General features: G+C 45.0%; 16 protein-coding genes and 1 pseudogene. 4 read left to right on the top strand and 13 right to left on the bottom strand.

What is annotated here, in order from left to right:
- Positions 1–2 precede the first annotated feature (2 nt).
- The 8 genes and pseudogenes from sucC to sdhC form a co-directional block, all read right to left on the bottom strand.
- The gene (sucC, locus tag N5P32_RS02365; protein WP_265727593.1) at positions 3–1,169 is read right to left on the bottom strand and encodes an ADP-forming succinate--CoA ligase subunit beta; all 1,167 of its coding nucleotides are present in this window, start codon (positions 1,167–1,169) and stop codon (positions 3–5) included.
- A 90-nt stretch (positions 1,170–1,259) separates the two neighbouring features.
- Entirely contained in the window at positions 1,260–2,699 is a 1,440-nt protein-coding gene (gene lpdA, locus N5P32_RS02360) for a dihydrolipoyl dehydrogenase (protein WP_265727592.1), read from the bottom strand.
- A gap of 88 nt (positions 2,700–2,787) precedes the next feature.
- The gene (gene odhB, locus N5P32_RS02355; RefSeq protein WP_265727591.1) at positions 2,788–4,293 is read right to left on the bottom strand and encodes a 2-oxoglutarate dehydrogenase complex dihydrolipoyllysine-residue succinyltransferase; all 1,506 of its coding nucleotides are present in this window, start codon (positions 4,291–4,293) and stop codon (positions 2,788–2,790) included.
- 33 nt (positions 4,294–4,326) lie between these two features.
- Positions 4,327–7,164 (bottom strand): 2-oxoglutarate dehydrogenase E1 component, encoded by a 2,838-nt coding sequence (locus tag N5P32_RS02350; protein WP_265727590.1) that lies wholly within the window; start codon positions 7,162–7,164, stop codon positions 4,327–4,329.
- 373 nt (positions 7,165–7,537) lie between these two features.
- Complete coding sequence (locus N5P32_RS02345) at positions 7,538–8,242, bottom strand: succinate dehydrogenase iron-sulfur subunit (protein WP_265727589.1); 705 nt, start codon at positions 8,240–8,242, stop codon at positions 7,538–7,540.
- 12 nt (positions 8,243–8,254) lie between these two features.
- Positions 8,255–10,028, bottom strand: a pseudogene (sdhA, locus tag N5P32_RS02340) (succinate dehydrogenase flavoprotein subunit).
- Between the two features lie 3 nt (positions 10,029–10,031).
- Positions 10,032–10,379: a succinate dehydrogenase, hydrophobic membrane anchor protein gene (gene sdhD / locus N5P32_RS02335; protein WP_072839974.1), complete on the bottom strand. Its 348-nt coding sequence runs from the start codon at positions 10,377–10,379 to the stop codon at positions 10,032–10,034.
- Positions 10,373–10,750 carry a succinate dehydrogenase, cytochrome b556 subunit gene (sdhC, locus tag N5P32_RS02330; RefSeq protein ID WP_110571769.1) on the bottom strand — a complete coding sequence of 126 codons (378 nt, stop codon included), beginning with the start codon at positions 10,748–10,750 and terminating at the stop codon, positions 10,373–10,375. The genes sdhD and sdhC overlap by 7 nt, the downstream gene beginning before the upstream one ends.
- Positions 10,751–11,320: 570 nt before the next feature.
- On the opposite strand from sdhC, the gene gltA reads away from it, so the two are divergent.
- Positions 11,321–12,601 carry a citrate synthase gene (gene gltA / locus N5P32_RS02325; RefSeq protein WP_265727588.1) on the top strand — a complete coding sequence of 427 codons (1,281 nt, stop codon included), beginning with the start codon at positions 11,321–11,323 and terminating at the stop codon, positions 12,599–12,601.
- A gap of 214 nt (positions 12,602–12,815) precedes the next feature.
- Here the strand turns inward: gltA and N5P32_RS17905 are convergent, their stop codons facing one another.
- Together N5P32_RS17905 and N5P32_RS02315 are read right to left on the bottom strand one after the other, a co-directional pair.
- The gene (locus N5P32_RS17905) at positions 12,816–12,938 is read right to left on the bottom strand and encodes a hypothetical protein (protein ID WP_322783809.1); all 123 of its coding nucleotides are present in this window, start codon (positions 12,936–12,938) and stop codon (positions 12,816–12,818) included.
- Positions 12,939–14,024 (bottom strand): DUF2066 domain-containing protein, encoded by a 1,086-nt coding sequence (locus tag N5P32_RS02315; RefSeq protein WP_265727587.1) that lies wholly within the window; start codon positions 14,022–14,024, stop codon positions 12,939–12,941.
- 115 nt (positions 14,025–14,139) lie between these two features.
- Here N5P32_RS02315 and purM point away from each other — a divergent pair, with 115 nt between their 5' ends.
- The 3 genes from purM to N5P32_RS02300 are packed head-to-tail and all read left to right on the top strand — an operon-like array spanning position 14,140 to position 16,599.
- Positions 14,140–15,198 carry a phosphoribosylformylglycinamidine cyclo-ligase gene (gene purM / locus N5P32_RS02310; protein ID WP_265727586.1) on the top strand — a complete coding sequence of 353 codons (1,059 nt, stop codon included), beginning with the start codon at positions 14,140–14,142 and terminating at the stop codon, positions 15,196–15,198.
- Positions 15,195–15,848: a phosphoribosylglycinamide formyltransferase gene (purN, locus tag N5P32_RS02305; protein ID WP_265727585.1), complete on the top strand. Its 654-nt coding sequence runs from the start codon at positions 15,195–15,197 to the stop codon at positions 15,846–15,848. Before purM ends, purN begins: the two co-directional genes overlap by 4 nt.
- Positions 15,849–15,861: 13 nt before the next feature.
- Positions 15,862–16,599: a DUF3108 domain-containing protein gene (locus tag N5P32_RS02300; RefSeq protein WP_265727584.1), complete on the top strand. Its 738-nt coding sequence runs from the start codon at positions 15,862–15,864 to the stop codon at positions 16,597–16,599.
- Between the two features lies 1 nt (position 16,600).
- On the opposite strand, the gene mobA is transcribed toward N5P32_RS02300, so the two are convergent.
- The 3 genes from mobA to N5P32_RS02285 are packed head-to-tail and all read right to left on the bottom strand — an operon-like array spanning position 16,601 to position 20,886.
- Positions 16,601–17,170: a molybdenum cofactor guanylyltransferase gene (gene mobA, locus N5P32_RS02295; RefSeq protein WP_265727583.1), complete on the bottom strand. Its 570-nt coding sequence runs from the start codon at positions 17,168–17,170 to the stop codon at positions 16,601–16,603.
- Between the two features lie 24 nt (positions 17,171–17,194).
- Positions 17,195–18,205, bottom strand: coding sequence for a glycosyl transferase family protein (locus tag N5P32_RS02290; protein ID WP_265727582.1), 1,011 nt, complete (start codon positions 18,203–18,205; stop codon positions 17,195–17,197).
- A complete protein-coding gene (locus N5P32_RS02285) occupies positions 18,202–20,886 on the bottom strand; it encodes a nitrate reductase (protein WP_265727581.1) in 2,685 nt (894 codons plus the stop codon). Before N5P32_RS02285 ends, N5P32_RS02290 begins: the two co-directional genes overlap by 4 nt.
- Positions 20,887–21,011 lie beyond the last annotated feature (125 nt).

The raw sequence follows: 21,011 nt of genomic DNA, 5'->3' as shown, positions 1-21,011 counted from the left end.
TATTATTTGCCCTCCGCAGCTTTAACTACTTGCTCAGCCGCGTCTTTCAAGCTTGATGCAGCAATGATATCTAGACCAGAGTTCGCAAGAACTTCACGACCTAGTTCAGCATTTGTACCTTCAAGACGAACAACAACAGGCACGTTTACGCCTACTTGCTCAACCGCACCGATAATACCTTCAGCGATCATATCGCAACGTACGATACCACCGAAGATGTTAACCAATACCGCTTTAACATTGTCATCAGAAAGGATGATTTTGAACGCTTCAGCAACACGCTCTTTCGTCGCGCCGCCACCAACGTCTAGGAAGTTAGCTGGTTTGCCACCGTGTAGGTTAACGATGTCCATTGTGCCCATCGCTAGGCCAGCACCGTTTACCATGCAGCCAACGTTTCCGTCTAGTGCAACGTAGTTAAGTTCCCACTGTGCAGCATGTGCTTCACGCTCATCTTCTTGAGATGGATCGTGGAACTCTTGCATTTTCTTCTGACGGTAAACCGCATTGCTATCAATGTTGATTTTGCCGTCTAGACAGTGAAGGTTACCTTCGTCAGTAATTACTAGAGGGTTGATCTCTAGTAGAGCGAAGTCGTAGTCGTGGAACATTTGAGACAAACCAAGGAAGATCTTAGTGAACTGCTTGATCTGTGCAGCGTTAAGACCCATTTTGAACGCCATTTCGCGCGCTTGGTAAGGTTGAGCACCTACTAGAGGGTCAATGATCGCTTTATGAATAAGTTCAGGCGTTTCTTCCGCTACTTTTTCAATTTCTACGCCGCCTTCAGTAGACGCCATGAAAACAACTTTGCGCGTAGAACGGTCAACAACCGCACCTAGGTACAATTCGTTTGCGATGTCTGTGCAAGACTCAACAAGAATCTTAGTAACTGGCTGACCTTTTTCGTCAGTTTGGTAAGTTACTAGGTTTTTACCGATCCAGTTCTGCGCAAACGCAGCAACTTCTTCATAAGAATCAACAAGCTTTACACCGCCTGCTTTACCGCGACCACCAGCATGAACCTGAGCTTTAACAACCCACTTGTCACCACCAATTTTCTTCGCTGCTTCAACCGCCGCTTCTGGCGTGTCTACTGCGTACCCTGTAGATACTGGCAGGCCATATTCAGCAAAAAGCTGTTTAGCCTGATATTCATGTAAGTTCATTTGATTCTTCCGCTCATCTGAATGGTTGACATAAGCTCTGCCCGTTAAGACAGAAATTGCCGGCTCATTGGCCGGCAAATCTAATTTTTATTAACGCTTTTTACGGTTCGCGATGTGGATCGCATGGTTATCTACCGCCAATGCTGCTTCATGCACTGCTTCACTTACTGTTGGGTGAGCAAATACAGTCAAAGCAATATCTTCTGCTGTAGAACCAAATTCCATTGCAATAACCGCTTGTGCGATCAAATCTGCCGCATGACCACCAATAATATGGCAACCAAGAATACGGTCAGTTTCTTCACAAGCAATCATCTTAACGAAACCATCAGTGTCATTAGCGGCCATTGCACGACCAGACGCTGCGAATGGGAATTTACCCACTTTGTACTTAACACCTTCTGCTTTAAGCTCTTGCTCATTTTTACCAACCCAAGCAAGCTCTGGGTGAGTGTAAATAACAGATGGGATGCAATCGTAATTCATTTGTGCTTTATGGCCAGCGATGATATCAGCAACCATCACACCTTCTTCAGATGCTTTATGTGCCAACATAGGACCACGAACAATATCGCCAATCGCGTAAACACCAGGAACAGAAGTACGGCACTGCTCGTCAACAAAGACAAAACCACGCTCGTCTAGCTTCACGCCAGAATCTTCTGAGAAACAACCTTGAGTAAATGGCTTACGACCTACAGCAACGATCAACTTATCAAACGTTTGCTTTTGTTCTTCGCCTTTAGAATCAAGGTAAGTCACTTCAACTTCTTCACCCTTGATTTCGCTTCCCGTAACACGAGCGCCAAGACGAATGTCTAAATGCTGCTTCTTGAAGATTTTAGCGGCTTCTTTAGCAAGATCTTGGTCGCATAGGCTCAAGAAAGAATCTTGCGCTTCAAGAACAACCACTTCAGAACCCAAACGAGCCCATACAGAACCCAACTCTAGACCGATAACACCTGCACCGATAACGCCAAGACGTTTTGGCACAGCGCGGAAATCAAGGGCACCTTCGTTATCAACGATAATATCGCCAGTGCGAGGAGCTGGTGGGATGTTTACTGGAACAGAACCGGTAGCTAAAATGACGTTTTCAGCTTCGATAACAGTCACGCTGCCATCATGGGCAGTGAATTCCACTTTCTTGTTCGCTAAAACTTTACCGAAACCTTCAAAACTAGTTACACCGTTGGCTTTGAAAAGGCCAGTAATACCACTGGTCAATTGGTCTACGATTTTGTCTTTGCGATTAACCATCGCATCAACGTCCATAGACACATCACCAACGCTAATGCCGTGAATGCCATACGCTTCTTTTGCATCATGGTATTTGTGCGAAGAATCCAACAACGCTTTTGAAGGAATACAGCCAACGTTCAAACAAGTTCCACCTAAGCGAGCCTTGTTGTCTTTGTCTAACCATTTTTCGATACACGCTGTTTTCAGACCTAACTGAGCAGCACGGATTGCAGCCACATAACCACCAGGGCCACCACCAATTACAACAACATCAAATTTATCAGACATAAGATATCCCATTTATCAGTCAAACTAAGCAACGCTGTTTAAAGCGTTGCTTAGTAGTCAATTCATACAAGTAAATTGGTACGAATGTTTAGATTTCAAGTAGAAGACGAGCTGGGTCTTCTAGCAACTCTTTGATTGTCACCAAGAATTGAACCGCTTCTTTACCATCGATCATACGGTGGTCATAAGAAAGAGCCAAATACATCATTGGTTGAATCACAACTTGACCATTTACAGCCATTGGGCGATCTTGGATTTTGTGCATACCCAAAATTGCTGTTTGTGGTGGGTTGATAATCGGCGTAGACATCAATGAACCGAATGTACCACCGTTAGTGATAGTGAATGTACCACCTTGCATGTCATCCATACCTAGCTTGCCATCACGACCGCGAAGCGCGAAATCCATAATAGTAGATTCGATATCAGCAAGACCCATCGCTTCTGTGTTACGAAGCACTGGCACCATCAAACCGCGGTCAGTAGACACAGCAACACCAATGTCTTGGTAACCATGGTAAACCATATCGTTGCCATCAATAGAGGCGTTCACTGCTGGGAAGCGTTTAAGTGCTTCAGTCGCCGCTTTCACGAAGAAAGACATAAAACCTAATTTGGTACCGTTATGTGTCTTCGCAAACAAGTCTTTGTACTTTTTGCGAAGTTCCATGACAGGACCCATGTTTACTTCGTTGTAAGTAGTCAACATAGCAGCTGTTTGCTGAGCTTCTACAAGACGCTTAGCGATGGTTGCGCGCAAACGCGTCATTGGTACACGTTTCTCAATTCGACCATCCGCACCCAATGCTGGCATCGCAGCAGGGGCTGCTTTTGCTGGTGCTGGCGCAGACGCAGGTTTTGCTTTTACAGCGGCATCAACGTCTTCTTTGGTAATACGTCCGCCTTTGCCTGTGCCTTTTACTTGAGCCGCAGTCAAACCCGCTTCAGAAAGTGCTTTACGTGCGGCAGGACCCGCCACACCATCTTCATCAGACTCGGAGGCTGCAGGAGCGGCAACCGCAGCAGGCGCTGCTGCTTCACCAGACGCGCCAACTAAAAAGTTAGCCAATACTTCATCGCTAAGAACCGTGTCACCTTCATTTTTCAAGATGTCACCGATAACACCATCAGCAGGTGCAACCACTTCTAAAACAACTTTATCTGTTTCGATGTCAACAATGTGCTCATCACGGGCACAAGCTTCACCAGGCTGTTTATACCAAGCTGCAACCGTACCGTCTGCAACAGACTCAGGGAAAGTCGGCGCTTTAATCTGAACGGTTTCTTTTGCTGATGCAGAAGCAGAAGCGGCAGCAGGTGCTGCGGCTTTTTCAGCTGGCGCTGCCGATGCTGCTGCACGCGATTCAAACACAGCCAACACTTCATCGCTCAATACGATGTCGCCTTCCGCTTTTAAGATTTCTTTCAACACACCATCAGCAGGTGCAACCACTTCTAAGACAACTTTATCTGTCTCGATGTCTACAATGTGCTCATCACGTGCACAGGCTTCACCTGGCTGCTTGTACCAAGTAGCAACGGTTCCGTCTGCTACAGATTCTGGAAAAGTAGGTGCTTTAATTTCAATGCTCATTTTATACCCTTATCTCTCTGACAGGCTATGGTACTAACCAACTAATGCGTCGTTGACCAGCGCTTCTTGTTCTTCAACATGGATTGACATGTAACCCGCTGCTGGTGCAGCAGAAGAAATTCGACCCGCAAAGCGGATTTTCAGTTCTGGGTACAGTTTTTCCAATACACGATTCATACGGTGACGGTTGGCATGCCAAGCACCTTGGTTTTTAGGCTCTTCTTGACACCATACCAAGCTCTCAACATTTTTGTACTGTTCCAATACAGACTCAAGGTCAGCGTATGGGAATGGGTACAACTGCTCCAAGCGAATCACAGCAACATCATCTTTTTCTAGCTCTTCACGACGATTAATCAAGTCGTAGTAAACCTTACCGCTACAAAGAACAATGCGTTTTACTTTATCCGCTGTAACTGTTTCAGATGATTCCGGCAATACTGTTTTAAAGCTTCCTTCCGCCAAGTCTTCTAATGTTGAAATTGCTTGTTTGTGACGCAGCAAACTCTTAGGAGACATAATGATAAGCGGACGACGCATTGGACGAATCGCTTGACGACGAATGATATGGAAGATTTGTGACGGTGTTGTCGGCACACACACTTGAATATTGTATTCGGCACACAGCTGTAAGAAACGCTCAAGTCTTGCAGAAGAGTGCTCTGGGCCCTGACCTTCATAACCGTGAGGCAACAACATAGTCAAACCACATAGGCGACCCCACTTATGCTCACCACTGGTAATAAATTGGTCAATAACCACCTGCGCACCATTGGCGAAATCACCAAACTGCGCTTCCCAGATTACCAAGCCTTTCGGTGATGTACTTGCATAACCATATTCAAACGCCAATACCGCTTCTTCTGAAAGGTAAGAGTCGTACAGATCCAATGTTGGTTGATCTTCAGACAAATGCTTCAGTGGAATATAAGTACTGCCATCTTTTTGGCTATGAATCACAGCGTGACGATGCGAGAAAGTACCACGACCAGAATCCTGCCCCGTAATACGAATCGGGTAATCCTGTTCTAATAAGGTAGCAAATGCTAGCGTTTCTGCGTAACCCCAGTTTAGAGGCAAAGCACCCGCTGTCATTTTATCGCGGTCTTGATAAATTTTCTGAACTTGGCGCTGCATCACCACACCATCAGGAATGCTCGTTAACTTTTTAGCAACTTCCTGCAGTTTAGCAAGTGGGTACGTTGTGTCACCCGCATCCGTCCATTCAACGCCAAGATATGGTTTCCAATCAACAAACGCACCTGACTGAGATTCCAGAACAAGGCTCTTAGATACATGACGAGCATTGTCTAGATCTTCACGGTTTTCGTTAACCATTTGATCGGATTTATCTTGAGTAACAACCGACTCAGCAACCAAGCGCTCTGAATATAGAGTACGTGTGGTTTTAAGGTTGTTGATCACACTGTACATTAACGGTTGAGTACCAGAAGGCTCGTCTGTTTCGTTGTGACCACGGCGACGGTAACACACCATATCGATAACAACATCACGACCAAACTCGTAACGGTAATCCAAAGCCAACTGAGTCACAAACAACACAGCTTCTGGGTCATCACCATTTACGTGGAAAATCGGCGCCTGAATAATTTTAGCAACGTCTGTTGCGTACTCAGTAGAACGCGAGTCTTCTTGGCGGTTTGTTGTAAAACCAACTTGGTTGTTAATAACGATGTGAACTGTACCACCTGTGCGATAAGCGCGAGTTTGAGACATCTGGAATGTCTCCATAACCACACCTTGTCCAGCAAAGGCAGCATCACCATGAATGGAGATAGGAACGACTGTCTTACCGGTCGTGTCTTTACGGCGGTCTTGACGAGCACGAACAGACCCTTCCACTACAGGAGATACGATTTCTAAGTGAGACGGGTTAAATGATAGGGCAATATGAACTTCCCCACCCGCCGTCATCACATTTGATGAGAAACCTTGGTGGTATTTAACATCACCAGACGTATTAACAAGTTTTTTACCTTCAAACTCATCAAACAAATCTTTTGGATTCTTACCCAACGTATTAACCAATACGTTTAGACGGCCACGGTGAGCCATACCAATCACGACTTCTTTTGCACCCAGTGCACCAGAACGCTGGATCAGCTCATTGACCATTGGGATTAAGCTCTCGCCACCTTCAAGACCAAAACGTTTTGCACCTGGATAACGACTAGCAAGGTATTTCTCTAGGCCTTCCGCTGCAGTCAAACGCTCTAATAAGCTTTCACGGGTTTCTTGAGAGTATTCTGGGCGAGAACGAACAGACTCTACACGTTGTTGAAGCCACGCTTTTTCTTGCGTATCAACAATGTGCATAAATTCATAACCTATGCTTCCACAGTAGGTTTTTTCAAGTTCAGAGACGATTTCACTTAACTTCAATGACTCTTTATTAAAAAACAAAGAACCAGTGTTAAATGTAGTGTCTAAATCTGCGCCTGTTAATTGATGATAACCAATATCTAAATCAGCTACCTTCTCACGTTTTTGCAATCCAAGTGGATCCAATGTTGCATGCTGATGCCCTCGAACGCGGTAGGCATTAATCAACTGCAAAACACCGATTTGCTTCTGCTCATGATCAGAGCTCGCCACTTGACCTGAAGAAACAGGCATAGAGCGGAACTTATTCTTACCAATTTGCAAAAACTGTTCTTGAATCACGGAATGAGGAAGATCAGTTGACTGCGCTTCGCTTACACGAGGCAATTGATCAAAACATTTACGCCATTCTTCCGACACAGAGTTCGGATCGACGAGGTAGCTTTCAAACAACCCCTCAACATATTCCAGGTTTCCACCTGAAAAATGAGAGGTGCTCCACAGCAACTCCATTAAACTTTCGTGCATTCTCGATCACCCTTATGTTCGAGCCAGCTACCGGGGTCCCGGTATCGATCTATAAAAAGATCGATCATTTAATCAGGCCCGTAAGGCTATTAAAGCCTCGATTTTTTTGTTTATTTCCAGCTACTTTCGCCCTTCTACGGTCAATACCAAGCCACTAAAAGCACAACATTAAAATAACATCACACTTTGAATCCATAATCACAGAGTTAGTGACTTCTCTTTGTGCTTCCTTGCCCGTAAAGATCGAATTTTAAATTCTTTTTGTTGCATTCTCTACATTAGAATATGCAAAAATGGCGGCATTGAAGCAAAGTTCAAGCCGCCGATTCGGGTGGTCACGCTAAATTATCTCTACAGACCACACCAGCTGCCATCAGGTCGCTCTTTGTAACAGCATAGTACGAATATTACCAATTGCCTTAGTTGGGTTTAACCCTTTAGGACAAACGTTTACACAGTTCATGATACCGTGGCAACGGAATACACTGAACGGATCATCAAGATCACTTAAACGTTCTTGTGTCGCTGTATCACGGCTATCCGCCAAGAAACGATAAGCCTGCAGCAAACCAGATGGACCAACAAACTTATCAGGGTTCCACCAGAAAGACGGACAAGCTGTAGAACAACATGCACACAAGATACATTCGTAAAGTCCGTCAAGCTTCTCGCGCTCTTCTGGGCTTTGCAAACGTTCAATTGCTGGCGCTGGCGCATCATTAATCAAGAACGGACGAATTTTTTCGTACTGTTTGTAGAACTGTCCCATATCAACAACAAGGTCACGAACAACAGGCAGACCAGGCAATGGACGCAAGACCAATTTCCCTTTCTTAACCGCTTCAGACACTGGAGTGATACAAGCCAAGCCATTTTTACCAGACATGTTCATACCATCAGAACCACACACACCTTCACGGCATGAGCGACGGTATGAAATGCTAGGGTCTTTAGCTTTCAACAAATTCAATACATCAAGCACCATCAGGTCTTTACCTTCTGGTAGCTCAACTTCATAGTCCTGCATGTAAGGAGCGTCGTCCACTTCAGGATTATAGCGATAAATACTAACCAACATTGATATAACTCCTTAGTATGAACGAATCTTAGGTGGAAAAGCTTCCATTGTTTTTGGAGCAAAGTTAACGTCACGTTTAGTTACGTTTTTACCTGCTGGGTGGAACAAAGAATGCTTCAACCAGTTTTCGTCATCACGTTCAGTGAAGTCGTTACGAGCATGCGCGCCACGGCTTTCTTTACGGAATTCCGCTGGAATAGCTGTTGATTCGGCAACTTCTAATAGGTTCTCAAGTTCCAACGCTTCAATACGCGCCGTATTGAATGCCTGGCTCTTATCTTCCAAGTGCAAATTTTCAACTCGAGCACGAATTTCTTTCAATTGAGCCAAGCCTTTTTGCATTGCTTCACCATCACGGAATACACCAAAGTAAAGCTGCATTACACGTTGAAGGTCTGCACGAACAGCCGCAACACTCTCACCACCAGTGGAGTTATTAAGACGATTCAAGCGAACCATGGCTTTTTCAATGTCTGTATCGTTTGCACTTAAAGAGTCAAAACCTTCATCCAAAGATTTCTTAACATGCAAACCGACCGCGCGACCAAAAACAACCAAGTCTAGCAGCGAGTTACCGCCAAGACGGTTTGCACCATGGACAGACACACAAGCCGCTTCACCACAAGCATACAAACCATCGATTACCACGTCTTCACCAGCATCATTCTGCTTCTAGAGCTTGGCCGCCGATGTTCGTAGGAATACCACCCATCATATAGTGACATGTTGGGATAACTGGGATTGGCTCTTTTACTGGATCAACGTGCGCAAAGGTACGTGAAAGTTCAAGAATACCTGGCAAACGCTTGTTAAGAGTTTCCTCACCCAAGTGATCAAGCTTGAGCAATACATGGTCGCCATCAGGACCACAACCACGGCCTTCAAGAATTTCAAGAACCATAGAACGAGCCACAACGTCACGACCTGCAAGGTCTTTCGCATTAGGCGCATAACGCTCCATGAAACGCTCGCCGTCTTTATTGATCAGGTAACCACCTTCACCACGACAACCTTCCGTTACCAACGTACCCGCACCATAAATGCCTGTTGGGTGGAATTGCCACATTTCCATATCTTGCATAGGGAAACCAGCACGCAATGCCATACCAACACCATCACCTGTATTGATATGCGCATTGGTTGTAGATTGGAAAATACGACCCGCACCACCAGTCGCAATAACGGTTGCTTTGGCTTTAAGGTAAACGGTTTCACCCGTTTCGATACAAATTGCAATGACACCAACAACTGCGTCTTCGCTGTTTTTCACAAGATCCGTAGCGTACCACTCGTTAAAGAAAGTCGTGCCGCCTTTAAGGTTGCCTTGATAAAGCGTATGAAGCAAAGCATGTCCGGTACGGTCAGCTGCAGCACAAGTACGAGCAGCCTGTCCGCCTTTACCGAAGTCTTTAGATTGACCACCGAATGGACGCTGATAAATACGGCCTTGCTCTGTACGAGAGAATGGTAAGCCCATGTGTTCTAATTCAAATACAGCCTGTGGACCAACAGAACACATGTACTCAATCGCGTCTTGGTCACCAATATAGTCTGACCCTTTTACGGTGTCATACATGTGCCAGCGCCAATCGTCATTTGGATCATCACTTGCGATCGCACAGGTAATACCACCTTGCGCAGAAACAGTGTGTGAACGTGTTGGGAATACTTTAGTAACACAAGCCGTATTCAAACCAGACTCTGTTAACTGAAGTGCAGCACGCATACCTGCGCCACCACCACCGATAACAATGGCATCAAAAGAAATAGTACGAATATTTGCCATTACTTATAGCCCCCAAAGAACCTGAACACCCCATACGATGTAAACAAACATTACAAGACCGCATAGAGATTGAAAGAAGAAACGAGCACCTGTTGCTTTAATATAGTCAGTCGAAATAGACCACAAGCCAATCCAAGAATGCATACCGATAGACAAAAGAACCATCAAGCTGAATATGCGCATCCAAGTTGCTTCAAATAAAGCACTCCACTGATCGTATGTAAGATCAGGGTTTAGCAACAAATACCCAATGATAAAAACAGTGTACAAAGACAACACAACGGCAGATACACGCTGCATCATCCAGTCATAAAGGCCAGAGCGACCAAAACTTGTGATTTGAGTTACCATATCCAAACTCCTGCTAACACAATAAGAACGACAGCAATCACAATGTTTGCGATAGCAGCACTACGTCCACTTTCTAATTCTTCAAAGTACCCCATATCCATAAACAAGTGTTTTACACCCGCTACAAAGTGGTACATCAATGCAGAAACAACACCCCAAATCACAAATTTCACAAGGAAATTAGTTTGCAATGCATTCACTACCTGATCAAACCCTTCTTGAGACTCCAGAGAAAGATCGAACGCATAAAACAAGAAAGCCAACCCTACAAAAAGGATGATTCCTGTTACACGGTGAAGGATAGACACGATTGCTGTGACGGGCATTGATATTGTTGAAATATCAAGGTTGACTGGTCTTTTTTTATTCACGACTTTTTACACCATTTTGTATTGATTGAATGGTCAATCACGACCCAATGTCTATACGTGCTATTCTTACAGTTAGATCATAGTATAGCGACGTCATAGGCCTACTTTGAAAATCTCATCGATTTGCAAACAAATGCTTAAAAGCGACTCTCTTTTATTCATTAGCAACAACAAATCAATGAAATCGTCTGAGGCGCAATTATAGACCAGCGAAAAATACTAAGACAAATAGACTGGACATGGGGTTTTCAATGATCACCATTCATCAAATGAATGTAGCCATAACCTCAAACAATAATGGTATAAAATTACATAAACTTTAGCCTTCAAAAAAACAATTAAATCCATATATTTCAATAAGATAAAACCAATACGCCTTCACCTTAACTTCACCCACCTTCACTGTTTTGTCAGTAAATTACAAAATATCGCACCATAATGTAAAAAGAGTGCAAGTGAACAAGATTGACTTTTATAGTCTAGAGACAGTATTTTTTCCGCACCTTCTGGACTAGATAGAGTCAACCTACGACCTTTTAGCTCAGAACCGGAATACGAAGGAGACCATAAATGGCTGATAAAAAAGCGCTACTCAAAGTGGATGGGATCGATAAAGCTATCGAACTTCCTGTTCTTTCAGGTACTTTAGGCACAGACGTTATAGACGTTCGTAGCTTAGGTGCTAACGGTGTATTCACCTACGATCCAGGATTTATGTCTACCGGCTCTTGTGAATCCTCTATTACTTACATAGATGGCGACGCTGGCATTCTTTTGCACCGAGGCTACCCAATTGCCCAGCTTGCAGAACATTCAGACTATCTAGAAACATGTTACTTGCTGCTTTACGGAGAACTTCCTGATAAAGAGCAAAAAGCAAAGTTCGAAAAAACGGTTGGTAAACACACTATGGTGAACCAATCGATGCACAAATTCATTGAAGGCTTTCGAAATGACGCCCACCCAATGGCGATCATGTGTGGTTTAGTTGGTGCACTGTCTGCTTTCTACCAAGACCACATGGATATCAACAATCCAAAGCATCGTGAAATTGCGGCATTTCGCTTAATTTCAAAAATGCCGACTTTGGCTTCGATTTGTTACAAATACTCTAAAGATCAGCCTGTTATGTACCCACGTAACGACTTATCTTATGCAGAAAACTTTTTGTACATGATGTTCGCAACCCCTTGTGAAGACTACAAGGTCAACCCAGTGTTTGCTAAAGCAATGGATCGAATCTTTATTCTTCACGCTGATCACGAACAAAACGCGTCTACGTCCACAGTACGTCTAGCGGGTTCGTCTGGCGCGAATCCATTTGCCTGTATTGCTGCTGGTATTGCAACGCTTTGGGGGCCTGCTCATGGCGGCGCAAACGAAGCGGTTTTGACAATGCTTGAAGAGATCGGTGACGTAGAAAACATCGATGAATTCATTGCAAAAGCAAAAGACAAAAACGATCCATTCAGACTAATGGGCTTTGGTCATCGCGTTTATAAAAACTTTGACCCTCGTGCCAAAGTGATGCGCGAAACTTGCGACCAGGTGCTGGCTGAACTAGGCATGTCTAATGACCCGCTGCTTAAAATTGCCAAACGTCTTGAGCAAATTGCCCTAGAAGACCCTTATTTCGTAGAGCGTAAGCTTTATCCTAATGTGGACTTCTACTCAGGCATCATCATGAAAGCAATTGGTATCCCAACCAGTATGTTTACTGTGATTTTTGCTATGTCACGCACCATTGGTTGGATTTCTCATTGGAATGAAATGATCAGTGGACCATACAAAATTGGCCGTCCTCGCCAGTTGTATGTTGGTCAGCCTGAGCGCGACTACCCAACTAAATAAGTAGAGCCTGCTCAGAAAATAAAAAGCCCCGACCATATCTTTCAAATGGCTGGGGCTTCTTTATTTAGCGCATTAAATTTTAGGTAACTAAATCGCTAAGGCCAATAAAACTACTCGTCGTCTTCAACAATTTCAGTAACGGTAGTGTTTCCGCACTTTACACATTCACCCTCAATCCAAATACGATCTTTCGACTCAAATTCTTTAGGATTTATCATACCAAGATCAACTTCCTGACAGTGATTGCACCACGTTTGCGCCAAAAATCTTCTTGCTCTTCCGCTGAACGAGCATAGAAATCCCTTGGCACAACCTGCTCTTCTAATAATTCTGTCATCTACTTCACTCCACCATATTGGTATGACACGACTCGATTAGCATCTGGGTCTAATGCATTTAACGGCGCATCAATCAGCAACCGACTTAACGAGATACTGTTAAATAATTTTTGCTTGTCGCCGTCGATCTCTACAGAGAACTCCACTTTTTCACCATCAACCTGCACTAACATCACATCACGAACCAAACCAATGCTTTCTAAGTAAGATTGCACTTTGCTCATGATCGCATAATTTGTCACACCAACGACCTGAATATTTAATCGACTTGCGGATCCACCATTGCGAACAGAAGCGTATCGAGACGAGAACACTTTAGCCAAGTAGACACTGGCCTGATCAATCACACCTTCAAGTGAATCGCCATGCAGTGAAAAGCGCTCTGTTTCACCATTTTTCAAAAGCACCAACAAATTACCGTCCATTTGGCCTGCGTAGTTACTGACTCGCAAAGCCACAACTGAATCGGTCTGATATCGCTTACTGGCCGACAATATGCTGTCTTCAAAAAAGCCCCAAACGTCCGACACGGATAAATTCTTTTGATCCACCTCATCAAACAAAGGCGCGTAAACAGGCACCCCCATCACACTGGCTGAATGAGCAAACTGATTCAATGCATCAGAAGGCGCTCTTGATCCCGACAAGGTACGCACACCGTTATTTTCACTCACCAACCAGACCAAGACAGAAGGACGATTGTCCCCCCATACAGGGAGATTGTTTTGAGATAAAAAGCGGTCTATCGACTCCTGATAAAAAGCCACCTTGACTTTTTTCCCGGGGACCAAACCATCTTCAGATGGCAGCAATTCACTCAAAGAAGCGACAGAATGCTGGGCAACCCATGTTGACGCACTTTTTTTAGCCTGTGCCAATAACGCACCCGAAATGGCGTTTTTGTCACCTGACACTTTAATCAACACATCTTCAGCAGCCAAACTAAATGCATCATTTAACATTTTGGCTTCCGACTGCGTTGCCGGTAGATTAATTTCAGCACTATAAAGACCCTGAACGGGGACAGCATTGGCCAAAGACGTACAAAAAACACTAATAAGTAATAAAAATATACGAGAATTCATAACCCTTCCTTCGTTTATTTGCCTATTCTACTGTCTTAATTGCAAAGAACCATAGCCCTAATGCGCGACTATGCTAAAATGCCTTTTTTCCTCGTACCATGATAAGGCATAGGCAATGACCAAGTCGGATAAACCCTCCATTAGCTATAAAGACGCAGGCGTAGATATTAACGCAGGCAATCAACTTGTTGAACGTATTAAAGGCGTAAGCAAAAAAACTCGTCGCCCTGAAGTCATGGGTGGTCTGGGTGGATTTGGTGCCTTGACGCGTCTTCCAACAAAATACAAAAACCCTATTCTTGTTTCTGGCACAGACGGTGTTGGTACAAAACTTCGTTTGGCGATGGATCTTAACCAGCACGACACCATTGGTATTGACCTTGTGGCTATGTGCGTCAACGACCTCGTTGTCGCAGGTGCTGAGCCTCTACTTTTCTTAGATTACTACGCAACAGGCAAATTAGATGTTGATGTTGCAGCAAACGTTGTAACGGGTATTGGTGAAGGCTGTTTGCAAGCAGGCTGTGCATTGGTAGGCGGCGAAACAGCAGAAATGCCAGGCATGTACCATGATGGCGATTACGATTTGGCCGGCTTCTGCGTTGGCGTAGTTGAAGAAGATGCCATTATTGACGGCAGCAATGTTAAAGCAGGTGACACCCTTCTTGCACTCGGATCGTCTGGTCCACACTCCAATGGCTACTCGTTGATCCGTAAGATTCTTGAGGTTAGCAACGCCGACTTGAACCAAGACATTGATGGTGTTGCATTAAAAGACGCGTTAATGGAACCTACTCGCATTTATGTAAAATCCATTCTTACGTTAATGGAAACCATTTCTGTGAACGCACTGGCTCACATCACCGGTGGTGGCCTACTTGAAAATATTCCACGTGTTCTACCAGAAGACGCGGCAGCCTACATCGATGCCAACAGCTGGAAACGCCCTGCTGTGTTTGACTGGTTGCAAGATCAAGGAAATGTCGAGCAAGAAGAAATGTACCGCGTATTAAACTGTGGTGTTGGTATGGTACTGTCTATTGATGCCGACAAAGCAGAAGAAGCGCTTGCGATTCTAAAAGCAGAAGGCGAAAACGCTTGGATTATTGGTGACATTCGTCCACGCAATGGCGGTAAAGACGTTGTGATCTCTGATCTAGAGGGCAACGCATGAGTTATCCCATCGTTGTCTTAATTTCTGGCAGCGGTAGCAACTTGCAGGCTTTGATAGATCAAAGCCTGCAAGGACAACTCAATATCGATATCTGCGCAGTCATCAGCAACAAAGCAGAGGCTTATGGCTTAGAACGTGCAAAACTGGCTGGAATCCCCACCCACACGCTGAGCCATAAATCATTTGATAGCCGAGAAGCGTTCGATGCAGAGCTACAAGCACTCATTGATCAATATCAACCAAAGCTGGTTGTTCTCGCTGGTTTTATGCGTATTCTCACTGAAACGTTTGCGAAACATTACGAAGGTAGAATGCTCAACATTCATCCTTCCTTGCTTCCAAAATACAAAGGATTGAATACGCACCAACGTGCTATTGATGCCAACGAAAAAGAGCATGGCGTATCGGTGCATTTTGTGAGTCCAGAACTGGATGCAGGTGCTGTCATTCTTCAAGCAAGTACAGAGATTACAAGCAAAGAAACGGCAGACACACTGGCAACAAAAGTCCATGCACTTGAACACATAATCTATCCACTAGCGGTAAAATGGTTTAGTGAAGAGAGATTAACATTCCATGACGGAAACGCTTTTCTAGATAAAAAACCACTACCCGTAAACGGTGTGCTTTATCAAGAAACTCTAACATGATGTAGGAGAAAGTATGAGACCACATAAAACCCCAACGTGCTTAACGGCTGTTTTTATGGTTCTTTTTATGTGTTATCCCATACTTTCTTTTTCCTCCGAAACAGCATCAAAAGACACCTTTCTTGAGCCCTATTCCGCGGTGTACAGCACTATTTGGAAAAAAGGCATTAGCCTAAAAGTGGAAGGCAAACAAACCTTAACAAAGCAAAATAACGACCAATGGAAGTTTATCTTTTCAGCGGACAGCATGATTGCTTCCCTCGATGAATCATCCACGTTTCATGTAAAAAACCATCAAATCATCCCTATCAAATACCAATACAGAAGCTCAGCCCTTGGTAAAAAAAGAACCGCAACCCTCACTTTTGATTGGGACAACAACCTTGTTCGGAACGATGTCAAAGACAAGCCTTGGAATCTGGCAATCAACCCACAAACACTCGATAAACTCTCAATACAATTGCAAGTAAGACAAGACCTAAAGCTAGGGAAAAGTGAATTCGATTACCAAATTGCTGACGGTGGTTATATTAAGAATTGGCGTTTCAAACGGGACAAAATGGAAATAATCGACACTAAAATCGGCCGACTGTCCGCCATCAAAATCATCCGCACCGATAATCTGGAAAAAGGAAAAAAGACGTCCTTTTGGTTTGCCCCCTCACTCGATTACCTTCTGGTTAAACTTGAGCACAAAGAAGACGGTGAATCTTACCACCTAGACATCGAATCCGTTAAACAGCCACTCTGAATCAACGCAGCAGCTGCTGGGGAGTGTTGACATTTAACAATTGATCGCTGTACTTCCACTCCACAGATTCACAACCAAAATAATCATAAAACGCCATAACACTGTGGCGATTTCCAGTGCTCAAAAAAACTGACAAAGACGCCCGCGCCGAGGCCACAGGCAGAATGGCATGCAGTGGATGAATACCCAAAGAGTCACTTAAATAATAAATACTTTCTGGGGCGGATATACACACTTGTTGTAACAAGGTAAACGCTTCATGAGTGATACAAGGGGTATCGCAAGGCGATATCAGCAGATGTGACGAATTCGCCGTGTTTAAACACGTCATCAAACCCGATAACGGCCCCATTCCTAGATACGCCTCTTCATCGGCGACAACATCAAAACCCAGTTCACTATATTGCTCATAGTTTCGATTGGCATTCACAAACACATGGTCCGCCACATGTCGCAATGCCTGACCAACCAGCAAAGCCATCGGCGTCCCTTGGTAGTGCATTAGCCCCTTGTCTTGATGGGACATTCTCTCAGCTTTTCCACCCGCCAATATGGCGGCAGACAATGACATTAGCGCCACTTTACCCTCGTTTCTTTAATTAACGCAGTGCAATACCGTTTTGTCACGTCGAGACCAAATATCGTCAGCCAATGCCAAACACTCGTCATGGGAGTCTATCGAAAATAACAACCCAGCAACAGACGCCATTGTTTGACGTACTGCTTGTTCACCGAATTGATCCAATTGATGCCCACACCAATGATCGGTGAGTCGAGACAAATCCAAGCAATCTTTCAGCCGCTTATGTTCCTTTTCCGCTTTCGCCCAAGTCGACCAACTTGCGAGCCCATTTTGCCATTTGCCCAGCGTTACGTCTCGCTCTGGATTCACTTCCGCTTCACCATTTCCTCCTCGGAAAACCAACACAGATTTATCCTCCAACTGCTTGCAAGCAGAAAGATGCAGCAAATCGTACCCGCGATGAAACACACCATGCACACTGTGCTCTGCAAAAAAAGGATTCATCATACGAACCACCGTATTTACCGGTGAGCGCAGCCCCAAAATGTATTTCAAGTCCATCATCGCACCTAACGTGGAGTCTATTTTTTCTAATGGAATATACGCAAAATTTAGGTTGGCCAGCGAGACCTCTACCTCTGCTAGCGATTCACAGAGGTTGATTCCTAATTGAGAAATGGCAAATTCAACGTACATTCGGTCTTCTTCCGCAAAGGAATGCCCATGCATCACAATTTTTACCCCTGAGTTTGCCAACGCCAACGCCGCCAATAAAAACCAAGGCAACTCATTGCGTTTTCCAGCATACGCAGGCCAATCCAAATCCACCGATACATTTAATGCCGTTTTTGAAGATAAATAGCGACGTGCCGCCTTAGTGAAGCCCACCGTTTCTTCCACTGTCTCTTCACGAATGCGAATCAGCATCCAGAATGCTCCCGACTGCTCCGGTGCCACAGCACCAGAAAGCATCAAGCTCATCGCATGTTCTGCTTCATCAATCGTTAAGCTCCGGGCGCCTTTTTTTCCTCTTCCCAAGATTTTGACGTATTGAGTAAATTCATTTCCGGTGTAAATCGTCATACTGCTAACTCCGTGTTCAAGGGAATAAACCTTTTTAATTCAGGTAAACAAGATCCACAATTTGTGCCACATTTCAACTTGCCTCCCAACTCATCAACAGAACACACTCCCGACGCAATGGCTTTTTCAATTTGCTTACTGCCTACCTGAAAACAAGAGCAAATAATCTCACCTTTTTCTTCAATATTGGCCGGCGTGCCCACCAAGATGGCCAAGCGATCTTGCATAGACAGTGTGGTATTTATGGCTAATTGCGAAATCAGCCAATCGGCCATAATGGACTCTGGTTGCGGATGCGCATACACCAACAATGACAGCCTTTGATTGACAACTTTCGCCAATCGAATTTGCTGAGTAACTGGGTTCGAATACTCTAACCATTCCGCCACATCATGAGATTGATCAGGCAATTTAAGGTCCATGGCTTTTAACGTCGCTTGCGTTTGTCCCTTCGGCCAAACCACTTCGTAATGATAACCTTGCTCAGAAGGCACTTGGCACCAATACAAGCAATCAGACAAGGTCAACGGTACCGCGGAAATCACCAAGCCGTAGCTGATGTCGGCCACCGCTTCTAGCCTCACTTGAGCGTGTTTGGATTCTGGCTGTCCAGACAAGGGATCCACCACCTGTGGAATAAGATTCGACACCACAGACGCATTGGCAAATTGTTGAGTCCAATGAATTGGCGCAAACACATTGTCTGGTGCAACCGCTCGGCTCAGTTTTGCTTTTAGCAATACCTGCCCTAAAGGGGAAACCAGACGAACCAAGGATTTATCTTCGATACCAAGACGCTTTGCATCTTTTGGATGGATCTCAACATAAGGCTGCGCTGTGTGCTTTGCCAAAGACGCCGCATCACCGGTTCTCGTCATAGTATGCCATTGATCGCGAACCCGACCGGTATTCAGTGTAAATGGCCACGCTGGCGAAGCTTGATGCTGAGGTAAGCTTGGGGAAATGGCAACAAATCGCGCTCGACCGTCAGAGGTAAAAAAGCGCCCGTCTTCGAACATGCGCTTCGTGCCTTCTGGACGCCCTTTAGGTACAGGCCATTGCACAGGCACCAAGGCGTCGTATTCTTCCTTGGTCATTTGGCTAAAATGACCAATATCAAAATCACGTCGACCATTATTCTCAAACGCCGATAAGGCCGCATGCTCATTAAAAATCTCGTGGACATTTCGGTAAGAAAAAGCCGATTGAAACCCCAGACTCTTTGCGACTTCACAAATCGCCCACCAGTCATGCTTCGCCTCGCCTGGCGCTGGCAACAATCCACGCTGACGTGAAATACGTCGCTCTGAATTGGTCACCGTACCGTCTTTTTCACTCCAACCTGTTGCAGGAAACAAAACATCAGCCATCGCAGTGGTATCAGTGTGCGCCTTGCAATCACTGACAATCACCAGTTCACACTTTTCCAGCGCGCGTCGAACTTGAGCCGTATCTGGTAAGCTCACCATTGGGTTGGTGGACATAATCCACACCACTTTCACTTTACCCTCTTCCATCGCTTGGAATAAATCTACGGCTTTTAAGCCATTTTCCGTTGCCATATTGGGCGCTTGCCAAAAGCGCTGCACCAACTCTTGTGCGCCCGGTGTCGCGAAATCCATGTGCGCCGCCAATTGATTCGCCAAACCGCCCACTTCACGTCCACCCATCGCATTGGGTTGTCCAGTAATTGAAAAAGGCCCTGCGCCCTCCACCCCAATTCGACCTGTCGCCAAATGACAATTGATGATCGCGTTGCATTTATCCACGCCAGATGAGGATTGATTTACTCCTTGAGAATAAAACGTCACTGTCTTCGGCGTATCATTCCACCAGCCTACAAGACGATTAAGATCCTGTTCGCTGACGCCACAAAAGGCGGCCGCAGAGGACAACGTGGGGGTTGAAGATTTGGCTTGAGCGAATGCCTCGTCAAATCCATTTGTGTGATTGGCGATAAAACCCTCATCCAAAATACCCGCTTGAGCAGAACACTGTAATAAGTAAGAAAACACCGCGGCGTCACTGCCCGGCTTAATCGCCAAATGCATATCGGCAATATCGCAGGTCGCCGTTTCTCGTGGGTCAATCACCACGATTTTCATCTCAGGGCGCTGTTTTTTCGCGGCCGCTATACGTTGATATAAAATCGGGTGTGTCCACGCCGCGTTTGAACCAACCATAATCAACAGATCACAGCGCTCTAAATCTTCATAGTTACAAGGCACAGTGTCCGAACCAAAAGCCCGCTTGTAACCAACGACAGCGGACGCCATACACAAACGTGAGTTTGTATCCACGTTCGCCGTACCAATAAAACCTTTGGCGAGCTTGTTCGCCACATAATAATCTTCCGTTAAAATTTGGCCTGAAAGATAAAAAGCAAACGCATCAGGACCATGATCTTTCACAACCTGAGCAATTTTATCCGCAACCGTCTCTACTGCTTCATTCCACGATACAGCCTGCCCTGCCACCATGGGTGTTAATAAGCGATCATCCGAACGCAGGGTTTGAGCAAGACTGCTGCCTTTTACGCATAAGCGACCAAAATTAGCAGGGTGCTCCAGATCTCCAGATACAGGCGGAACAATGTCGTCTACTGAGTGTGGAATCGTGACATTAACGCCACACCCAACACCACAATATGGACAAGTTGTTTTTTTGCTGGTTGCCGTCATGGGTCTTCCTCACGCTGCTCACTTTGTTGAAAACAAAAAAAGGCCCAATCACTTTTCTTAGAAAAGTGATTGGGCCTCGTTGCCTTTTGTAATATCTGACTGCTTTATGTGTAAGCCATCGTCGG

Source organism: Marinomonas pontica, assembly GCF_026191375.1.
GTDB lineage: Bacteria > Pseudomonadota > Gammaproteobacteria > Pseudomonadales > Marinomonadaceae > Marinomonas > Marinomonas pontica.
Note: the sequence above shows the minus strand (reverse complement) of the source record. Positions and strands in the feature narration are given on the sequence as shown.